The sequence below is a fragment of the Flavobacterium magnesitis genome (genome assembly GCF_041729735.1).
Taxonomy (GTDB): domain Bacteria; phylum Bacteroidota; class Bacteroidia; order Flavobacteriales; family Flavobacteriaceae; genus Flavobacterium; species Flavobacterium magnesitis.
In genome coordinates, this window is record NZ_JBCFQK010000029.1 from 1 (window position 1) to 21,305 (window position 21,305).

Annotated in this window: 15 protein-coding genes; 12 read left to right on the forward strand and 3 right to left on the reverse strand. The window is 32.4% G+C overall.

Features of this window, described 5'->3' with window-relative positions:
- Nucleotides 1–62: 62 nt before the first annotated feature.
- A complete protein-coding gene (locus AAGV33_RS14925) occupies nucleotides 63–599 on the reverse strand; it encodes an endonuclease III domain-containing protein (protein ID WP_373393048.1) in 537 nt (178 codons plus the stop codon).
- 522 nt (nucleotides 600–1,121) lie between these two features.
- On the opposite strand from AAGV33_RS14925, the gene AAGV33_RS14930 reads away from it, so the two are divergent.
- The 9 genes from AAGV33_RS14930 (at nucleotide 1,122) to lon (ending at nucleotide 14,180) form a co-directional block, all read left to right on the forward strand.
- Entirely contained in the window at nucleotides 1,122–2,543 is a 1,422-nt protein-coding gene (locus AAGV33_RS14930) for a glycogen synthase (RefSeq protein ID WP_373393049.1), read from the forward strand.
- Nucleotides 2,540–3,820, forward strand: a complete 1,281-nt coding sequence (locus AAGV33_RS14935; RefSeq protein WP_373393051.1) for a glucose-1-phosphate adenylyltransferase — start codon at nucleotides 2,540–2,542, stop codon at nucleotides 3,818–3,820. The genes AAGV33_RS14930 and AAGV33_RS14935 overlap by 4 nt, the downstream gene beginning before the upstream one ends.
- Before the next feature lie 65 nt (nucleotides 3,821–3,885).
- Complete coding sequence (gene glgB, locus AAGV33_RS14940; protein WP_373393053.1) at nucleotides 3,886–5,790, forward strand: 1,4-alpha-glucan branching protein GlgB; 1,905 nt, start codon at nucleotides 3,886–3,888, stop codon at nucleotides 5,788–5,790.
- Between the two features lie 206 nt (nucleotides 5,791–5,996).
- Nucleotides 5,997–8,393 (forward strand): glycoside hydrolase family 31 protein, encoded by a 2,397-nt coding sequence (locus tag AAGV33_RS14945; protein WP_373393055.1) that lies wholly within the window; start codon nucleotides 5,997–5,999, stop codon nucleotides 8,391–8,393.
- A gap of 89 nt (nucleotides 8,394–8,482) precedes the next feature.
- On the forward strand, nucleotides 8,483–9,301 hold the full coding sequence (locus tag AAGV33_RS14950) for a M48 family metallopeptidase (RefSeq protein WP_373393057.1): 819 nt from the start codon (nucleotides 8,483–8,485) through the stop codon (nucleotides 9,299–9,301).
- A 132-nt stretch (nucleotides 9,302–9,433) separates the two neighbouring features.
- Entirely contained in the window at nucleotides 9,434–10,747 is a 1,314-nt protein-coding gene (locus tag AAGV33_RS14955; RefSeq protein ID WP_373393058.1) for an MFS transporter, read from the forward strand.
- Between the two features lie 54 nt (nucleotides 10,748–10,801).
- Nucleotides 10,802–11,341: a DUF6252 domain-containing protein gene (locus tag AAGV33_RS14960; protein ID WP_373393060.1), complete on the forward strand. Its 540-nt coding sequence runs from the start codon at nucleotides 10,802–10,804 to the stop codon at nucleotides 11,339–11,341.
- The gene (locus tag AAGV33_RS14965) at nucleotides 11,286–11,507 is read left to right on the forward strand and encodes a hypothetical protein (protein WP_373393061.1); all 222 of its coding nucleotides are present in this window, start codon (nucleotides 11,286–11,288) and stop codon (nucleotides 11,505–11,507) included. The genes AAGV33_RS14960 and AAGV33_RS14965 overlap by 56 nt, the downstream gene beginning before the upstream one ends.
- Nucleotides 11,508–11,729: 222 nt before the next feature.
- Entirely contained in the window at nucleotides 11,730–14,180 is a 2,451-nt protein-coding gene (gene lon, locus AAGV33_RS14970) for an endopeptidase La (RefSeq protein WP_373393063.1), read from the forward strand.
- Nucleotides 14,181–14,239: 59 nt separating this feature from the next.
- Here the strand turns inward: lon and AAGV33_RS14975 are convergent, their stop codons facing one another.
- Nucleotides 14,240–14,977 (reverse strand): Dph6-related ATP pyrophosphatase, encoded by a 738-nt coding sequence (locus AAGV33_RS14975; protein ID WP_373393064.1) that lies wholly within the window; start codon nucleotides 14,975–14,977, stop codon nucleotides 14,240–14,242.
- A 99-nt stretch (nucleotides 14,978–15,076) separates the two neighbouring features.
- Here AAGV33_RS14975 and AAGV33_RS14980 point away from each other — a divergent pair, with 99 nt between their 5' ends.
- A complete protein-coding gene (locus tag AAGV33_RS14980) occupies nucleotides 15,077–17,137 on the forward strand; it encodes a M1 family metallopeptidase (protein WP_373393065.1) in 2,061 nt (686 codons plus the stop codon).
- 5 nt (nucleotides 17,138–17,142) lie between these two features.
- On the forward strand, nucleotides 17,143–18,075 hold the full coding sequence (locus AAGV33_RS14985) for a patatin-like phospholipase family protein (RefSeq protein ID WP_373393066.1): 933 nt from the start codon (nucleotides 17,143–17,145) through the stop codon (nucleotides 18,073–18,075).
- Between the two features lie 4 nt (nucleotides 18,076–18,079).
- Here the strand turns inward: AAGV33_RS14985 and AAGV33_RS14990 are convergent, their stop codons facing one another.
- The gene (locus AAGV33_RS14990; protein WP_373393068.1) at nucleotides 18,080–18,601 is read right to left on the reverse strand and encodes a DUF7935 family protein; all 522 of its coding nucleotides are present in this window, start codon (nucleotides 18,599–18,601) and stop codon (nucleotides 18,080–18,082) included.
- Between the two features lie 235 nt (nucleotides 18,602–18,836).
- Here AAGV33_RS14990 and AAGV33_RS14995 point away from each other — a divergent pair, with 235 nt between their 5' ends.
- Nucleotides 18,837–21,170, forward strand: coding sequence for an ATP-dependent helicase (locus AAGV33_RS14995; protein ID WP_373393069.1), 2,334 nt, complete (start codon nucleotides 18,837–18,839; stop codon nucleotides 21,168–21,170).
- Nucleotides 21,171–21,305: the final 135 nt, after the last annotated feature.

Here is a 21,305-nt window from a genome sequence, read left to right on the forward strand (position 1 = left end):
CCTTGGGGATTAAGGGGAGCATGTACAAAATTAGTTAATCTGAATATTTTTTTTACTCCGTTTCATTTATCTTGCATGGTCTTATTAGGGTATTGACAACTTAAATTTATAGCACATTCTATACATTTTGGTATTGGTCGGCAGGTTTCTCTTCCTAAAAAGGAAAGAGCCATACCAATTTCGTTCCAAATTTCTCTTGGTAAAGCAAGCATTAACTCTTTTTCTGCTTTTATGCCATCTTTGGTAGGATTTATTATTCCAATTCTTGGTGCTACTCTAATTACATGTAAGTCAGTCATTATTCCTTCTGATGGAATGTTTGCTTCTTTCAAAATTGCATTAGCTGATTTACGACCAATGCCTTTTAGAGCTGTTAATTCTTTCATTGTGACAGGAATATTTTTATCTTCTTTAATGATTTTCGCTATGTTTATTATCCAATCAGCTTTGTTTTCGTAGAATTTTACTTGATAAATAAATGGAATTATTGTTTCAGTTTTTGATATCGCCAAGCTTTGCATATTTGGAAATACATCAAAAAAAGGGGCAGCAATTTTATTAATATTTTCATCTGAATCTTGTGCGGATAAGATAATCATAATTACTAATTGATATAGATTATGATATGCTAATGGATGCCTTTTGAGTTTGTATTATTCTAATATTGGAGCTAATTCTTCTTTCCAATCGATTGTTTTGCTAAATAAATCCATACCCAAATTTATAGAATTAATTTTATTCAGTGCTTTTCTATTTGTTATTGTTATTAAATCATTACTTTTTAATTTGCTTATCATTTATTAGAGTAATAATTATTTAATTTTAAGCAGAAAAATATGTGAAAATTCTAATGGGTTAGTAGGATTTTTTTTAATTTGTCAATTTCAGTCGTTGTAGTTAAAAATCTTTTTTTTGCTGGTTTTTTGTCTTTAAAATATTTTTTAAAAATGGCTAATATTTTTTGATTTTTACTGTAATTGTTCACGTTTTTCACTATATTTAGAAAAAGTTATAAATTTATTTCATACTGAAATTAGTGGTGTTTGTATTGATTTCATTATATTTTAACTTAACTTTTTTATATTGTATTTTTTTAACGCTAAATAAACTTAAATCAATAAATGGAAATATTTCATATTAGTGCAGAGTGTTATCCAGTGGCTAAAGTGGGTGGATTAGCTGATGTAGTGGGGGCTTTGCCAAAATACCAGAGTAATTGGGGGCATCAATTAAGAGTTGTAATGCCATGTTATGATACAAAATTTAGAAATGAAAATGATTTTGAATGTGTTCATTGGGGAACAGTTAAATTAGGAGATTTTAATTTCCCTTTTAGCGTACTTAAAGAAGCAACGGATAAGTTGGGTTTTGAATTGTATCTAATGGAAATACCAGAACTTTTTGATAGAAAAGAAGTTTATGGTTATGAAGACGATATTGAGCGCTTTATGTCTTTTCAGATTGCTACTTTAGATTGGATTATTGGTAGAGAAACAATGCCTGATGTAATTAATTGTCACGATCATCATACGGGATTAATTCCTTTTATGATGCAACATTGTTATAAGTACCATCAGTTATTGAATACGCCTTCGATGATTACCATTCATAACGGTTTGTATCAAGGACAATTTAGTTTTGATAAATTAAATTATTTTCCGGAGTTTGATTTGACTCATATGAGGCTATTAGAATGGGATCATCAAATTAATTCTTTGGCTGTAGCTGTAAAATGTGCTTCAGCAGTTACTACTGTTTCTCCAAGTTATTTAGATGAAATAAATTATTCGGCTAATGGTTTAGAATCATTGTTTAATCTGGTAAGATATAAATCCAGAGGAATATTAAACGGAATTGATACACAAGTTTGGGATCCTGCGAAAGATAAAATGTTAGAAAAAAATTATTCTATTAAAAATTTCGAAAAAGGAAAACAACAGAATAAAGAAATACTTTGCACACTTTTTAATTTAGATCCTACCAAGCCTTTATTTAGTTTCATTGGTAGATTATGGGATGAAAAAGGTGGTGATTTATTACCACAAGCTTCCGCCTTAGCATTGTCAGAAAATTATAAAGAAATTAATATTTTGATATTAGGTTCTGGAAGTACACAAATTGAAAATCAATTAAATAGTTTATTGGCTGATTATAAAGGGAATTACAATACTTTTATTGGATACAATGAAGAATTAGCTCATTTAATTTATGCTGGAGCAGATTTTTTAATGATGCCATCCAGAGTAGAACCTTGCGGATTGAATCAAATGTATTCCTTAAGATATGGAACTATTCCTATTGTCAGGAGAACAGGAGGATTGAAGGATACTGTAGTTGATTTTGGTGATGATGGAAATGGAATTTGTCATAATCAATCTTCTGTAGGCGATATTTGTTATTCTATTCAAAGAGCAGTGAGTTTGTACGAAGATAAAGAACGTTTAAATAAAATTAGAAAAATAGGAATGAGCACGGATCATTCTTGGGAAAAAGCAAGTCAGGAATATATAGAAATGTACAACTTAATACTTAATAAAATATGAAGGCAAAAAGAAAAAACGTTATTGCTATTATCTTAGGAGGAGGGCAAGGATCTAGATTGTATCCTTTGACAGAAAGCAGATCAAAACCAGCAGTACCAGTAGGAGGGAAATATAGATTAGTCGATATTCCTATTTCAAATTGTATGAATTCAGATATTTATAGAATGTTTGTATTAACACAGTTTAATTCGGCTTCACTTAATGCGCACATCAAGAATACTTATGTTTTTAGTGCTTTTAGTCAAGCCTTTGTAGACATTTTAGCTGCTGAACAAACTCCGGATAATCCAACCTGGTTTCAAGGAACTGCCGATGCAGTAAGACAATGTATGCCTCACTTTTTAAATCATAAATTTGATTATGCTTTAATTTTATCGGGTGACCAATTGTATCAAATGGATTTTAATGATTTGCTTGAAGAGCATATTAAAAATGAAGCAGATATTACAGTTGCTACATTACCAGTTAATGCTAAGGATGCTCCTGATTTTGGAATATTAAAATCAAATAGTGAGAGTTGTATCGAATCATTTATCGAAAAACCAGTCAAAGAATTGTTGCCAGATTGGGAATCAGAAGTAAGTGATGAAATGAAAGCAGAAGGTAAAAAATATTTAGCTTCGATGGGGATTTATGTCTTTAATAAAAAGCTTTTAGTAGATTTAATGGCTGATCCTGATACCAAAGATTTTGGTAAAGAAATTATTCCAAATGCTGTTGGGAATAAAAAGATATTTAGTTACCAATATGAAGGATACTGGACTGATATTGGAAACATAGATTCTTTCTTTGAAGCTAATATTGGATTAACTGAAGATGTACCAAAGTTTAATTTGTTTGATAACGACAACAAAATATATACAAGACCTCGAATGTTGCCGCCATCTAAGTTTAAAAACACAATGGTGGATAAATCATTAATTTCTGAAGGATGTATCTTAAATGCTAAAGAAATTGTACATTCAGTTATTGGAATTCGATCTAGAATAGGCAAAGATTCTGTTATTAAAAATACCTATGTAATGGGTAACGATATTTATCAAAGTATCGAAGACATGGAAGAAGACAGCCAAAACAATAAAATATTAGTTGGAATAGGTGAAGGCTGTTATATTAATAATGCGATAGTAGATAAAGATTGCCGAATAGGTAATAATGTTTACATTAACGGAGGATCACATCTAGAAAATGCTACCACTGATTTGTATGCTATAAAAGATGGAATTGTTGTAATAAAGAAAGGTGTGACTTTGCCTGATAATTTTAGAATTGAATAAGTTGATTAATTGTTTTTTATAAAAATATTCTATTTTCTAAGACTTAGAATTATACCAATAATACTATGAGTAAAGTTATTTCGCATTCCCTTTTTACTGATTTTGATATTAACTTATTCAAAGCTGGAAAGCATTTTAAATTGTATGAAAAGTTAGGAGCACATTTAATAGAATTAAATGGTGTCCAGGGTGTTTATTTTGCAGTTTGGGCTCCAACTGCTCATTCTGTTTCTGTTGTTGGAGATTTTAATTTCTGGACACAAGGAGAACATGAACTTTTTGTGCGATGGGATTCTTCTGGTATTTGGGAAGGATTTATTCCTAATGTTGAAAAAGGAACTACTTATAAATATAAAATTCTATCAAATAATGGTGGTTTAGTTACAGAAAAGGCTGATCCATTTGCTTTTTATTGTGAAAAACCACCACATACGGCTTCAGTAGTTTGGGATTTAAATCATGATTGGGATGATTCTAAATGGATGAAAACCAGAAAAGAACACAATGATTTAGATAAACCGTATTCTGTTTACGAAGTGCATTTAGGATCTTGGAAACGTGGCGAAGGCAATCGTTTTTTAACCTATTTAGAATTTGCTGAAGATTTAGTGAGTTATGTAAAAGAAATGGGATTTACTCATGTAGAGTTTATGCCTGTTATGGAATATCCGTATGATCCTTCTTGGGGATACCAATTAGTTGGCTATTTTGCTCCAACTTCCCGTTTTGGAAATCCACAGGATTTTATGGTCTTGGTAGACAAATTGCACCAGGCAGGTATTGGAGTTATTCTGGATTGGGTACCTTCCCATTTCCCAGATGATGCTCACGGATTAGGTTATTTTGACGGTTCTAATCTTTATGAACATCCTGATCGTAGAAAAGGCTATCATCCTGATTGGAAAAGTCTGGTGTTTAATTACGGAAGAAACGAAGTACGTTCTTTCTTAATTAGTAATGCTGTGTTTTGGTTACAACATTATCATGTTGATGCTTTAAGAGTGGATGCAGTTGCTTCGATGCTTTATTTAGATTATTCTAGAAATGATGGAGAATGGGAGCCAAATATTTTTGGTGGAAGAGAAAACCTGGATACTATTAGTTTCCTGAAAGAATTCAACGAAGTAGTTTATTCTAATTTTGATGGAGTTCAAACCATAGCCGAAGAAAGCACTTCATTTCCAATGGTTTCCAGACCTACATCAGTTGGCGGACTTGGTTTTGGAATGAAATGGATGATGGGATGGATGCACGATACCTTAAAGTATTTTCAAAAAGCTACTGTTTATAGAAAATACCATCAAAACGATTTGACTTTTTCAATGACATACGCATTTACGGAAAACTTCATGTTGCCTTTGTCTCATGATGAAGTAGTGTATGGTAAGAAATCAATTGCTGATAGGATGCCAGGTGACGAATGGCAGAAATTTGCTAATTTACGTTTGTTATACAGTTATATGTTTACGCATCCAGGAACTAATTTGTTATTCATGGGTTGTGAATTTGGGCAAACTGGGGAATGGAATTTTCAAGAAAGTCTAGATTGGCATTTATTGCAATATCCAGTTCACAATGGCGTGAAAGAGCTGATTAAGGATTTGAATAAATTATACAAAACCGAACCCGCTTTACACCAAAAACAATTTAGTCCAGAAGGTTTTGAGTGGATTAATTATTCCGATCATCAAAACGCAGTTATCTCATACATTCGAAAAGGAAACGATCCAAAAGATGATTTAATTGTGGTATGTAATTTTACCCAAATGATTCGTAAAAATTATAGAATTGGTGTTCCTAAAAAAGGAAAACTTACTGAAATTTTTAATAGTGATTTAGAAAAATACCAAGGTAGCAACGTACTTAACACCGAAGATTTAAAAATAGAATCTTCACCTTATGGAGGTCGGGATTACTCGGTAGAATTGCTATTACCGCCATTAAGTGTTACTGTTTTTAGAATTTTATAAATAGTTTTTTAAAATCTCAAAAACGGTACTACATAAAAGCTATTTTATTTTACAAAGAAGTATTAATTTTAATATTAATGCTTCTTTTTTTTGATAAATAGTCAGCTATATCGATTTCGTGAATAAAAAAAGTATTATTTATTTATAAAAAAGATTTTTTGTAAGTTTGAGAGAATGAGTATAGTATAAATCAAAAATGAATAGGCATGATTACAAATACAGAATTAGAATACAAAGGGGATTTATACCCATCAAAAATAGTTTCTTACACGCACGATGTCGATTCGGTCTATTTTTATACTGATAATAGTGTTATTTTAAAACTGACTGTTTTAAGAGATAGTTTAATTCGTTTTCGATTTACCACGAAGGGATATTTTAGCAATGACTTTTCTTACGCTATAGACAAAAGTCATTCACACGGATACAATCATTTAACAGTTACAGAAGAGGATAGTTATTACCAAATTATAACTAATAAAATCATTTGTAAAATTCATAAATCTGATTTAAGATCTTCAATTTACGATTTAAAAGGAAATGTATTATTAGAAGATGAATTGGGTTTTCACTGGGAAGAATCATACGAATTTGGTGGAAATATCGTGAAAATGAGTAAAGCGTCCAGAGATGGAGAATGTTTTTACGGTTTAGGAGATAAGGCTACTCAGATGAATTTAAAGGGAAAAAGAGTAGAAAATTTTGCAACCGATCAATATGCTTTTCAAAAAGAGCAAGATCCATTATACAAAGTAGTTCCTTTTTACATAGGATTACATAACAAGCAGTCTTACGGTATTTTCTTTGATAATACTTTTAGAACATTTTTCGATTTTTGTCATGAAAGAAGAAATGTTACTAGTTTTTGGTCAGATGGTGGAGAAATGAACTATTATTTTTTCTATGGACCTAGTATGCAGGATGTCGTTACTTCTTATACTGATTTAACTGGAAAGCCAGAATTACCACCTTTATGGGCATTAGGATACCATCAATGTAAATGGAGTTATTATCCGGAAAGTAACGTAAAAGAGGTTGCAGCTAAATTTAGAGAACTACAAATTCCTTGCGATGCTATTTATTTAGATATTGATTATATGGAAGGTTTCAGATGTTTTACCTGGAACAAAGAATATTTTCCAGATCCAAAACGAATGGTTTCTGAACTAGCCGCTGACGGATTTAAAACAATTGTTATCATAGATCCGGGAATCAAAATAGACAAAGAATATTCAGTTTATAAAGAGGCTTTAGCAAATGATTATTTTTGCAAAAGAGCCGATGGACCTTATATGAAGGGAAAAGTCTGGCCAGGAGAATGTAATTTTCCAGATTATACAAATCCCGAAGTAAGAGAGTGGTGGGCTGGATTATTTAAAGAATTAATTTCAGATATTGGTGTAAAAGGAGTTTGGAATGATATGAACGAACCTGCCGTAATGGAAGTTCCTAATAAGACATTCCCTAATGATGTTCGTCATAATTATGATGGAAATCCATGCAGTCATAGAAAAGCACATAATATTTATGGAACCCAAATGGCAAGAGCCACTTATCATGGTGTAAAGCGTTTTTCTTATCCAAAAAGACCCTTTATTATTACCAGATCGGCCTATTCAGGAGCACAACGTTACACCTCGTCCTGGACAGGAGATAACGTAGCTACCTGGGAACATCTATGGATTGCAAATATTCAGGTACAAAGAATGTCAATTTCAGGAATGGGTTTTACTGGTTCTGATATTGGAGGTTTTGCGGAACAGCCAACAGGCGAATTGTATGCCAGATGGATTCAGTTGGGGGTTTTTCACCCATTTTGTAGAACGCACTCTTCTGGAGATCACGGTAATCAAGAACCTTGGGCTTTTGATGAAGAAGTTATCGATATTACTCGAAAATTTGTTAATCTTCGTTACCAATTGTTACCTTATTTATATACTATGTTTTGGCAATATATTGAAGCAGGAACGCCAATGTTGAAACCCTTAGTATATTTCGATCAAGAAGATATCCAAACACATTATAGAAATGACGAATTTATTTTTGGAAATCAAATATTAGTTTGTCCTATTTTAGAACCTAATGCTTTAGGGCGAAGAATGTATGTTCCGCGTGGCCAATGGTACAATTACTGGACTAATTGTTTGGTAAAAGGAGGAAAAGAAATGTGGGTTGATACTAAGTTTGATGAAATTCCTGTTTTTGTTAAAGCGGGAGCTATTATTCCAAAATATCCTGTTCAACAATATGTTGGCGAATTAGAGTTTGACGAATTAACTCTTGATATTTACTATAAAGAAGGAAAAGAAAAATCAGTAGTGTATGAAGATGCCCAAGATGGTTATGATTACAAAAAAGGTAGATTTAGCTTTTTGTCTTTTCAACTAACAGGTAAAGGGAAAGAAGTCAACATCCAATTACACAAAGAAGGGAAATTCGATACTAATTATTCTAAATTCAAAATTAATTTTATTGGATTGCCATTTGAAGTAAAGGTTATTGAAATAGACAATGAAGAAATTGTTTTTGATGCTGCTGAATTCAAAGAAAATCAATATCTGATTGTTCCTAAGGATTTTAATGTTTTACATATTATTGGATAGAGAAATTAATATATTGATACAATTGTAATTAATTTTATAAAGTTATAGTTAATAATAATTGTATTTTTGTTTTGATAAATTTAACAATTATGAAAAAGAATTTAGTACTTATAGGAATTGCAAGCTTAGGCTTGATGTATTCATGTGCAACAAATCCATTAACTGGAAAAAGAACATTAAATTTTGTTTCTAATAGCGAATTGTTTCCATCTGCTTTTCAAGAGTATGGGAATTTCTTAAAAGAAAACAAAGTAGTGTCAGGAACTGCAGATGCTAAAAAAGTAGAATCAGTAGGAGTTAAAATTAAAATGGCTGCTGAACGCTATTTGGCTTCTCTTGGTCAAACCGATTATTTAAAAGGATACCAATGGGAATACAAATTAGTAGATAATAAGGAGGTAAATGCTTGGTGTATGCCGGGAGGTAAAATTGTAGTTTATACTGGAATTCTACCTGTTACTAAAAACGATGCCGGTTTAGCTACTGTAATGGGACATGAGGTTTCTCATGCTCTTGCTAATCATGGAGCGCAACGTATGAGTGCTTCTCAATTACAAACTCTTGGTGCTGCAGGAGTTGCTGTTGCAACAGGAAGTCAAAGTGCCGAAAGACAACAAATGTGGCAACAGTATTATGGAATTGGTTCTCAGGTAGGAGTAATGCTTCCTTTTAGTAGAAGTCATGAAACAGAGGCTGATAAAATTGGTTTAGTTTTAATGGCAATTGCAGGATATAATCCAGAAGAAGCTATTAATTTTTGGACTAGAATGTCAGCTAATTCAGGAGGTGGAGCACCAGCTGAAATGTTGAGTACACACCCGTCTGATGCTACCAGAATTGCAAATATAAAAGCGATGATTCCAGAAGCTAAAGCTGTTGCAGCTAAATTTGGTGTAACATTCAAATAAAAATAGAAAAACTCATTTTAAAGCCAATTCAAACGAATTGGCTTTTTTTATATCTTTTTAGTAACAATATTTTTAATTGATTTCGATAGAAACTGTTAAAAAAAATAATAAATTCGTCAAAAAAATATAACAATGAGTTCATTACAAAAAGGAGATAAAAAATTACTAAATGCTTGGGCATTTTACGATTGGGCAAATTCAGTTTACACGCTTACTATTGCTTCGGCAGTATTTCCAATTTTCTACGAAGCTTTATTTCCTGAGGATAATCATTATATAAATGTTTTCGGTCTGCATTTAAAAAATTCAGCATTAATAAGTTTTGTTACAGCTGCAGCTTTTTTAGTCGTTTCTTTTATTTCACCTTTATTATCTGGAATAGCCGATTATGTAGGGAATAAAAAATCATTCATGAAGTTTTTCTGTTACCTAGGTGCATTATCTTGTATGGGGTTGTATTGGTTTGATTTAGAAAATATTTATGTTGGGTTGACATTTTATTTTCTAGGACTATTGGGGTACTGGGGGAGTTTAGTTTTTTATAATTCTTATCTACCTGATATTGCTTTTGAAGAGCAGCAGGATCAAATAAGTGCAAAAGGATATTCTTTAGGGTATATTGGGAGTGTTATTTTATTGATTATAAATCTAGCCATGATTATGAAACCAAAACTTTTTGGAATTGCAGGAACAGATGGTGAAGCTGCTATGAAAGCGATGCGATATTCTTTTATAATGGTTGGAGTTTGGTGGATTTTATTTAGTCAATATACGTACTATTATTTGCCAAAAGGGAGTAAAGATACAAGTGGGAAATTAACAAAATCAGTTGTTTTCAATGGTTTCAAAGAATTAAAAAAAGTTTGGGCTTTGTTAAATGAAAATATTGTTCTAAAAAGATATTTGAGTGGTTTTTTTGTTTCAAGTATGGCCGTGCAAACGGTGATGCTTGTGGCAACCTATTTTGGTGCTCAGGAAATCCAATGGTCTTCAAAAGAAGAAAGTACGATAGGATTAATTATTTGTATTTTAATAATTCAATTAGTTGCAGTAGTAGGAGCTATTTTAACATCTAAAGCTTCTTCAAAATTTGGAAACATCCCTACTTTGATTGGGATAAATATAATTTGGGCAATATTTTGTGCTTTAGCATTCTTTATTACATTACCCATACATTTTTATGTAATGGCCACTATTGCTGGTTTTGTAATGGGAGGAATACAATCTTTATCTCGTTCTACTTATTCAAAATTATTACCAGAAACACAGGACACTGCATCTTTTTTTAGTTTTTATGATGTTGCTGAGAAAATCGGAATTGTAATTGGAATGCTGGTTTATGGAGTTATTGACCAAATTACAGGAAGTCCAAGATTTGCAATTGTGTTTTTAGGTGTTTTCTTTATTATTGCAATTGTTTTATTAAGAAAAGTACCTAGAAAGTAATAGAAAAATAAAATAAAAAAATTATATTTGGTGGCAATCAAAATTTGCTGATTTATGAAAATATTAAAAACTGCCCCCAAATTAATACTGTTGTTTATAGCAACATTGATAGCTTCTTGTACTTACGAACCAGTTGATGGCACTGTTGAACCTGACCCAAATTCGGGTGGAAATGGTGAGTCTGGAATTTTTAAAGCAGACTTTAATGGTAGTACCTGGACAGCAAAAGAAACTGAAGCGATAATTTCGGGCAATTTTATCCAAATTGCAGCAATTAACGCAAAAGGGGAAAGCTTTGGAATTATGCTTGACGGAAGTACTGTTGGGACTTATGCGGCTAACGTAAATCTTGTTTCTTATTCTCCAGCTGGAACAGAGTTTGGCTATTTGGCTATAAATGATAATAATCCGGATGAGAATACGGGATCAGTAATCATTACAAGTATAAATACCGCAAACAAAACAATTTCAGGAACTTTTCAATTTAAAGGTTATTGGTCTGATGTACCTAATACAAAGACTCCAATAACATTTACTAATGGTGTTTTTAAAGATATACGGAAACCATACTATTATAAATACTATTGGAGCTGATGTTCAAGGGTATTATGAAGATGCAAATGGCGAGTACAAAGCTGTTTCTGGTAATGTTACAATTGCTTCTAAAACAAATGATAGAATTAAAGGAACATTTCAATTTACGACTAACGGAGTACCACCATTTACAATAACCGAAGGTAATTTTGATGTAGAATATTAGTTTTAATACAATAATTGTTATTAATTGCCCTCAAATAAGTAATTTGCTTTTTGAGGGCAATTTATTTTAGTTGGCTTTGTGGCACAAAGATTGACTTATAAGAACTAAATAAGGCTAGTGGTTTGTATTACTGATTGATTTTCAGTATTATAAAACACGCGAATACTAACTTTGTCATTAAGTGTTTGTACTATTTAATGACAAAAAGACTTAAATTATACCATGTCAAAACATAAAATACTTACTATTGACAATCTGTCACAACAAGAATTCGATTCAGAAGCGGAATTAATACCATTATTAACGCCAGAAGATGAGGAGGAAATGATGAAGGAAGAACTTCCAGAATCGTTGCCTATACTTCCGTTAAGAAACATGGTTTTGTTTCCAGGTGTTGTAATTCCTATTACTGCGGGAAGAGATAAATCGATTAAATTGATTGATGACGCTAATGCTGGTGGGAAAATAATAGGTGTTGTTGCCCAAAAGGATGAAGAAATTGAAGATCCTACTAAAGAAGATATCAATTCTATTGGAACAGTTGCTCGTATTCTACGTGTGTTGAAAATGCCTGATGGAACGACTACCGTAATTTTGCAAGGAAAAAAACGTTTCGAAATTGAATCGATAACTACTGAAGAGCCTTATATTTCTGCGCTAATAAAAGACTTTTCTGAAGACAGACCAGATAGCGATGATTCTGAGTTTTTAGCTATATTAGAATCCATAAAAGAATTAGCAATTCAGATTATTAAAGTAAGTCCGAATATTCCAAGCGAAGCTACTTTTGCTATAAAAAATATCGAAAGTCAGTCTTTCTTAATCAATTTTGTTACTTCTAACATGAATTTATCTGTTAAAGAAAAACAAGATTTATTAGCTATTAATAGTTTAAAAGATAGAGCTTTAGAAACTTTAAAATACATGAATATTGAGTTGCAAAAGCTCGAGCTTAAAAATGATATTCAATCTAAAGTACGTTTTGATTTAGACCAACAGCAAAGAGAATATTTCCTTCACCAACAGATGAAAACCATCCAGGAAGAATTAGGTGGTTCGACTCAGGAAGAAGAAATGGACGATATGTTAGTAAAGTCCAAAGAGAAAAAATGGGATGAAAAAACGCAAGCTATTTTTGAAAAAGAATTGACAAAAATGCGTCGAATGAATCCGCAGGCTCCTGATTTTGGTATCCAAAGAAATTATATGGAATTACTATTGGATTTACCATGGAATGAATTTTCGAAAGATAATTTTGATTTAAAAAATGCTCAAAAAATTCTTGACAGAGACCATTTCGGATTGGAAGAAGTGAAGAAAAGAATGATTGAACATTTGGCTGTTTTGAAATTAAGAAACGATATGAAATCGCCAATTATTTGTTTAACAGGACCTCCGGGAGTTGGTAAAACTTCTATTGGTCGTTCAGTTGCAGAAGCTTTGGGGAGAGAATATGTTCGTATTTCCTTAGGAGGATTGCGTGATGAAGCTGAAATTCGTGGACATAGAAAAACCTATATTGGCGCTATGCCAGGTAGAATTATTCAGAGTTTGAAAAAAGCTGGAACATCAAATCCTGTGTTTGTTTTGGATGAAATTGATAAATTATCAAATAGTAATCATGGCGATCCGTCTTCGGCATTGCTGGAAGTTTTGGATCCAGAACAAAACAGTGCTTTTTATGATAATTTTGTCGAGTTAGGATACGATTTATCGAAAGTAATGTTCATTGCTACGTCTAACAATATGAGTGCTATTCAGCCTGCTTTGAGAGATAGAATGGAAATCATCAAAATGTCAGGCTATACCATCGAGGAAAAAGTTGAAATTGCAAAACAACATTTGTTTCCACGCCAATTGAAAGAACACGGATTGACTTCGAAAGATTTGACTATTGGAAAAAAACAATTAGAGAAAATCGTAGAAGGTTATACGCGTGAATCTGGAGTTCGTGGATTAGAAGCTAAGATTGCTCAAGTGATTCGAAATGCAGCAAAATCGGTTGCCATGGAAGAGGAGTATAACAAGAAAGTGACTGACGAAGATATTGTAAAAGTACTGGGTGTTCCAAGATTAGAGCGTGATAAATACGAGAGTAATGATGTTGCTGGTGTAGTTACAGGTTTGGCATGGACAAGTGTTGGCGGAGATATTCTTTTTATCGAATCCTTGCTTTCACCTGGAAAAGGCGGAATGAGTATTACTGGGAATTTAGGTCCGGTAATGAAAGAATCGGCTACTATTGCTTTAGAATATATAAAAGCCAATGTGGACCAACTAGGTTTGACTTCAGAATTATTGTCTAAGTACAACATTCATTTACACGTGCCAGAAGGAGCGACACCAAAAGACGGACCAAGCGCTGGAATTGCAATGTTGACTTCATTAGTGTCTCTTTTTACACAAAAAAGAGTGCGAAAAAATGTAGCTATGACAGGCGAAATTACACTTAGAGGAAAAGTATTGCCTGTAGGCGGGATTAAAGAGAAAATATTAGCTGCTAAAAGAGCGAATATCAAAGAAATCATCTTATGTCATGAAAATAAAAGTGATGTTGACGAAATAAAACCAGAGTACTTAAACGGAGTTACTTTTCATTATGTAAAAGAAATGAGCGAAGTACTAGCTATTGCAATTACGGATCAAAAGGCCAAAAATGCTAAGAAATTGTAATTAAAGTATATAGATAATAAAAAATCCAAAATCAATTACGATTTTGGATTTTTTTGTTTTTAAGCATTTTTAGGAATCAAATCGCAATACCAGAAACCATAATCATAAGCTGTGGAATCATTGGTATCGCAAGCAGTATTAGAAGAATCTTGTTTTGGCTTTTCGTACTTTCTGTAGACAATTTCGCCTATTTCAAAATCGATGGGTTTGGTGAAAATTGGACCATCAAAACTAAAAGTGTGGAATTCACCATTTTCTCCACAAACATCTACATTTTCAGGTAAATCATCAATAAATTGTTGATCAATTATTCGACCTACAAAACTTTTATCTAAATAGCGTTCGTTGACACATACTACAATGGTTTTAAAACCCAAGGCAATAAATTCCTGAATTAGATTATGAGTTGGAATTTTCCAAATAGGAAAAACACCTTTAAATCTCATTGTTGCTAATTTGTCTTCACGATATTTACGCAAATCTTCCAGAAAAATATCTCCAAAAACTGAATGGGTGATTCCTTTATTTTTAAGTTTTTCTAATGTTTTTTGCATTACATCTTCATACACTTCCATAGTAGGCATTTCAGGAATTTGCATGATTTCTAGTGGAATTCCAATACTCTCAGCTTGTTGTTCCAGAAGTTCAACTCTTACACCATGCATAGAAATGCGTTGGAATTGCTGATTTACACTGGTTAACAAACAGTTGATTTCAAATTCTGGGTTTTGCAGTATTTTGTACAAGGCTAATGCGGAATCTTTTCCGCTACTCCAGTTAAAAAGGGCTTTCTTCAATTTAAATTTTATTAAAACTTTATGAGGTAAACATACAAAAATAGTTCAATTAATTACTTAAGCTTTGTAACTTTGGAAATCTTGCTTAATTTATATTTGATGAAGTACCTTTTTCTGTTTATTTCCACTTTTGTTTTTGCACAGCAAACAAAAACTATCGATTTCACTTCGGTTTCAGCTCATTTGAGTTTGAATGCTGTTGAAAAATCAATATCTGGTACAGTGCATTATTCTTTTGAAATTCTAAACCCCACAGACACTTTAAAAATTGATGCTCAAAACATGAATTTTTCTAAGGTGTTACTAAATCAAATAAATGTTCAATATATCAATTCTGGAAAACAGTTACTAATTGTTTATCCATTTCAAAAAGGAAAAAACAAATTAACTTTTGATTACACAGCGATACCAAAACAAGCCTTGTATTTTGTGGGTTCAGCAAATTCAGATGATACGCAAATTTGGACTCAAGGGCAAGGAAGATATACCAGCAATTGGTTTCCAAGTTTTGATGATGTCAACGAAAAGTTGATTTTTAATCTCGAAATTGAATTCGATTCTGATTTTCAGGTGATTTCGAATGGCGTTTTAAAGCAAAAAAACAGCAATGGAAAAAATACGATTTGGAATTATCAGATGGAAAAACCAATGAGTTCTTATTTGTTGATGCTTGCTATTGGAAAATTCGAAAAGAAAGTACAATTTTCTAAAAATAAAATTCCACTCGAATTATATTTAGAAAAGAAAGATGCTTCTCGATTCGAGCCTACTTATCGCTACTCAGCAAGAATATTTAATTTTTTGGAGAAAGAAATTGGCGTAAAATATCCTTGGAAAATATACAAGCAAGTTCCAGTTCGGGATTTTTTGTATGCAGGAATGGAAAATACTTCAGCAACATTATTTGCCACGCGCTATGTTGTAGATTCGACTGGTTTTTTAGATCGAAATTATACCAATGTCGATGCACATGAATTAGCACATCAATGGTTTGGTGATTTGGTTACAGCAGCTAGCGGAAAGTATCATTGGTTACAAGAAGGTTTTGCTACTTATTATGCTTTATTGGCAGAGAAATCCATTTATGGAGAAGATTATTTTTATTCGAAAATGTATGAATCCATTCAACAAATAAAATATGCTTCCAGAACCGATAGTATTCCTATTTTGAACGAAAAAGCAAGTTCATTAAGTTTTTATCAAAAAGGCGCTTGGGCTTTATTTGCGATGCATCAGGAAATAGGAGACAAAGCTTTTAAGAAAATCATTAAAAAATATTTGAAAAAACACGCCTACAAAAATGTAACTACCGAAGATTTTTTTGCAGAAGTAAAAAAAGTAAGCCGTTTTGATACCGATTCATTTTCTAAAGAATGGCTTGAATCAACTGCTATTAATACGCCAAATGTCAATAAGTTGTTGGTTAAAAATAAAATCACTAAGATCCTGTTAGAATTAGATAAAATTAAATCGAAGCCCTTAGCTGAAAAAGAAGGTTTTTTTAAACTAATCCTTATGTCAGATGCTCATTATTCGGCTAAAGTAATGGTTGTTAACCAACTTAGAAACGAAATTTTTGAAGCTAAAAAACCGTTTTTAGAATTAGTAATGAACTCTAAAAATCTTCATGTTCGTCAGGCGCTAGCCTATTCGTTGCCTAAAATCCCAGAAGAATTCAGAATGGATTACGAAAGTGTTTTGGATGATGATTCGTATCAAACACAGGAAATTGCCTTACTGTATTTATGGAGAAATTTTCCAAAACACCGATTGGATTATTTAGAAAAATCAAAAGAATGGATTGGTTTCAATGATTATAATTTGAGAACATTATGGTTGTCACTGGTTTTAATGACTCCCGAATATGCTGCTAATAAACAAGATGTTATTGATGAACTAATGAATTATTCATCTGAAAAATATGAGGCAACAACCCGACAAAATGCTTTAGAAAAACTAATTGGATTTCAGATTATTAATGATACTGTTTTGATTAATTTAGTAAAATCAACCACGCATCACATGTGGCAATTTTCTAAATTTGGACGTGACACTATTCGAACACTATTGAAAAATCAAGAATATAAAGATGCTTTTTTGAGAATTTTGCCTAGTTTAGACAAAAAAGAGCAATTTCAATTGAATCGATTATTAAATTAAAAAGTATGAGAGCATTGGTTATTTCCGGAGGAGGAAGCAAAGGCGCATTTGCAGGAGGTGTTGCCCAATTTTTATTGGAAAAAAAGAAAATCAAATACGATTTTTACATTGGAACATCTACTGGAAGTTTATTGCTGCCTCATTTGGCTCTTGGGAATATTGAAAAAATACATCGTATTTATACCAATGTTGATATGAGTAAAATTTTTAATGTCAATCCGTTTATTGTTAAAAAAAAGAATGGAATTGATGTAGTAAGTATTAATCACTTTAATGTTTTATTGCAATTTTTTAGAGGAAAAAGAACCTTTGGCGAAAGTAAAAAACTACGTGCTTACATCAAAAAAAACTTACCAATAGAAGAATTCAATCAGTTAAAAGCATTGCATACTGATGTAATTGTTACGGTGACTAATCTTACTATGAATCAGGCAGAATACAAATCGATTAAAGACTGTACTTATGATGAATTTTGCGATTGGATTTGGATTTCGAGTAATTATATACCTTTTATGAGTTTAGTCACTAAAAAAGGTTTTGATTATGCTGATGGAGGTTTTTCTAGTTTAGTCCCTATTCAAGAAGCTATTAATCGTGGGGCAACGGAAATTGACGTTATTATTTTAGAAACCGAAAAAGCAACTCCTCGAACAACTATAGGTAAAAATCCATTTTCATTATTGATTGATATTTTCCAAATTCAACTGGATCAAATAGAGCATCACAATATTTTATTGGGAAACCTGTCAGCTTCCTATAATAACATTAAACTTAATTTGTATTACACACCCATTGATTTGACAAATAATGCTTTGATTTTTAACAAAGTAAAAATGTCTGAATGGTGGGAAGAAGGATTTCAGTATGCTTTGAAAAAAAGCGAAGCAATGGAAGCAGAGTCAACCAAATCATTATTGACAGATGAAAGGTCGGCGTGATTTTTTACCACAATTCGGCTACTTCACTTTTTATAAATGATAACGCTGTACTACTTGGAGAGGTTTTGTTGAATAACTCACTGATAACATACGTTCTCAACTCGTCAGCATTTGTTACTCTTTCATTTTTAGCCGCTGTGCGAACCATTTGCACAATGGCGTTTTTAGCAGTGATAATAATAGTCCAACATTTATCAGAAACATAAATTTGCTGTGCAATATTGTGTTCAAATTCCTGTTCAATTTGAGCAATTACATAATTTTCGTAATCGTTTTTATCATTCGAAATAGGATTAATTCGAACCATTAATTGAGACGGGTTAATGCGTTCCATCAATAATGTTAATCTTTCATAAGCTTGTAATCGCAACGGCAAAGCCATTTTTTGATTTTCTTTTTGAATGAGCCAATGACGTATATTTTGTTGGTCTTTAAAATGAGACTTAAATAAATAATAAGCCACTCCGCCAGTTATTAATGATGGAATAGTATAAGCCAGTATTTCTATAATTTTTGTAAAATCCATTTGAGGTAAGTTTTGAAAGCAAAAATATGCTTTTAGAATTATTACGCAAAGATTCGCAAAGAGAATACACAAAGTTGCACAAAGAAAAGTTTTGAATGAATGCTTTGCGTTTCTCTGAGTTTCTTAGTGAATCTTTGCGAAATAAATCAACAATGACACTCTTTTTAAAACTTTAGAACAGGAGTCTATAATTAATTCTTAAATACTTATTTTTGCATGAATAGAGAAAAAAATCATGCAACAATATATATCCCAACTTAACGAAGCCCAGCGCGAACCCGTATTACAAAAAGACGGACCAATGATTATTATTGCTGGTGCTGGTTCTGGAAAAACCCGTGTGTTAACCATAAGAATTGCTTATTTAATGCATCAGGGAATTGATGCTTTTAATATTCTATCGCTTACGTTTACCAATAAAGCGGCCCGTGAGATGAAAAATCGTATCTCGGATATTGTGGGTTCTAGCGAAGCTAAAAACCTTTGGATGGGAACTTTTCACTCTATTTTTGCTAGAATTTTACGTTCAGAAGCCGATAAATTAGGTTATCCTTCTAATTTTACTATTTATGATTCTCAGGATTCGCTTCGAGCTATTTCGGGAATTATCAAGGAAATGCAATTAGACAGAGATGTTTATAAACCCAAACAAATTTTAAGCCGAATTTCGACTTTTAAAAATAGTTTGATTACGGTAAAAGCCTATTTTAATGATCCTGATTTACAGGAAGCAGATGCGATGTCTAAGAAACCTCGAATGGGCGAAATTTATCAAAATTATGTTGATCGTTGTTTCAAATCAGGTGCGATGGATTTTGATGATTTATTATTAAAAACCAATGAATTATTAACTCGTTTTCCAGAGGTTTTAGCTAAATACCAAAATCGTTTCCGTTATATTTTGGTGGATGAGTACCAGGATACGAATCATTCCCAATATTTGATTGTTCGTGCTTTGTCGGATAAATTTCAGAATATTTGTGTAGTAGGAGATGATGCACAGAGTATTTATGCTTTTAGAGGAGCGAACATTAATAATATTTTAAATTTCCAAAAAGATTACCAAGGCGTAAAGACCTTTCGATTAGAACAAAATTACCGTTCGTCCCGAAATATTGTGGAAGCGGCAAATACCATTATTGATAAGAATAAAACCAAACTGGATAAAGTAGTTTGGACTGCCAATGAGTTTGGTCCAAAAATAAAAGTACATCGCAGTTTGACCGATGCCGAAGAAGGACGATTTGTGGCCAGTACCATTTTCGAACAAAAAATGCAAAACCAAATGACCAATGGTCAATTTGCTATTTTGTATCGAACCAATGCACAATCACGTGCTATGGAAGATGCTTTGCGAAAAAGAGATATTCCGTATCGAATTTATGGAGGTTTGTCTTTTTACCAAAGAAAAGAAATAAAGGACGTTTTATGCTATTTGCGATTGGTTATTAATCCAAAGGATGAAGAAGCCTTAATGCGTGTAATTAACTATCCAGCGCGTGGAATAGGGGATACTACGGTCGAAAAATTGACTGTGGCGGCCAATCATTACAAAAGGTCGATATTTGAAGTAATGCAGAATATTGATCGAATTGATTTGAAACTGAATTCGGGAACTAAACAAAAACTGAATGATTTTGTTACCATGATTCAGAGTTTTCAGGTAATTAACGAAAATCAGGATGCTTTTTATATTACCGATCATGTTTCTAAAAAAACAGGATTGGTTCAGGAATTGAAAAAAGATGCCACACCAGAAGGAATGGCAAAAATCCAGAATATAGAAGAATTATTAAACGGTATAAAAGATTTTACTGAAGGGCAAAGAGAAATTGATGGTGCTCGTGGTTCATTGGCTGAATTTATGGAAGATGTCGCTTTGGCTACGGATTTAGATAAAGATACCAGCGATGAGGATCGTGTGGCTTTGATGACGATTCACTTGGCAAAAGGACTGGAATTTCCTCATGTTTTTGTGGTAGGAATGGAAGAAGATTTGTTTCCATCAGCAATGAGTATGAGTACCCGTTCTGAATTAGAGGAAGAGCGACGATTGTTTTATGTGGCCTTAACAAGAGCGGAACATCAGGCCTATTTGACTTATGCTCAATCGCGTTACCGCTGGGGAAAATTAACTGATAGTGAGCCATCCCGTTTTATTGAAGAAATTGACGGACAATTTTTAGAATACCTAACACCTGCCGAGAGTAATTATCGTTTTAAACCAATGATTGACAAGGATGTTTTTGGTGATGTGGACAAGTCTAAATTACGTTTAGCTAAACCTTTGAGTACTACGCCACCAAAATACATTACAGACAATCAACCCAAACCAGAAGCTCAAATTAGGAAATTAAAACCAGTTTCGGCTAATGCGCCTTCAGGAGCAGCAAATTTATTTGACAACAAATTGACTGCTGGAAATATTGTAATGCATGAACGTTTTGGTCGCGGACAAGTAATTAATTTAGAAGGTGTTGGCGCTGATAAAAAAGCCGAAATCAAATTTGAAGTTGGAGGTATTAAAAAACTTTTGCTACGATTTGCGAAGTTGGATATTATTGGGTAAAACAAAAAGTGTACAAGATAAAGTTACTCTTGTCCGTCAGTTCGAGTGAATTTTCAGAAAATGCAATAGCTTTTTCTGAAAATTTGTATCGAGAACTACTATAATTTAAAATGCTTGACGATATAATTTAATAAC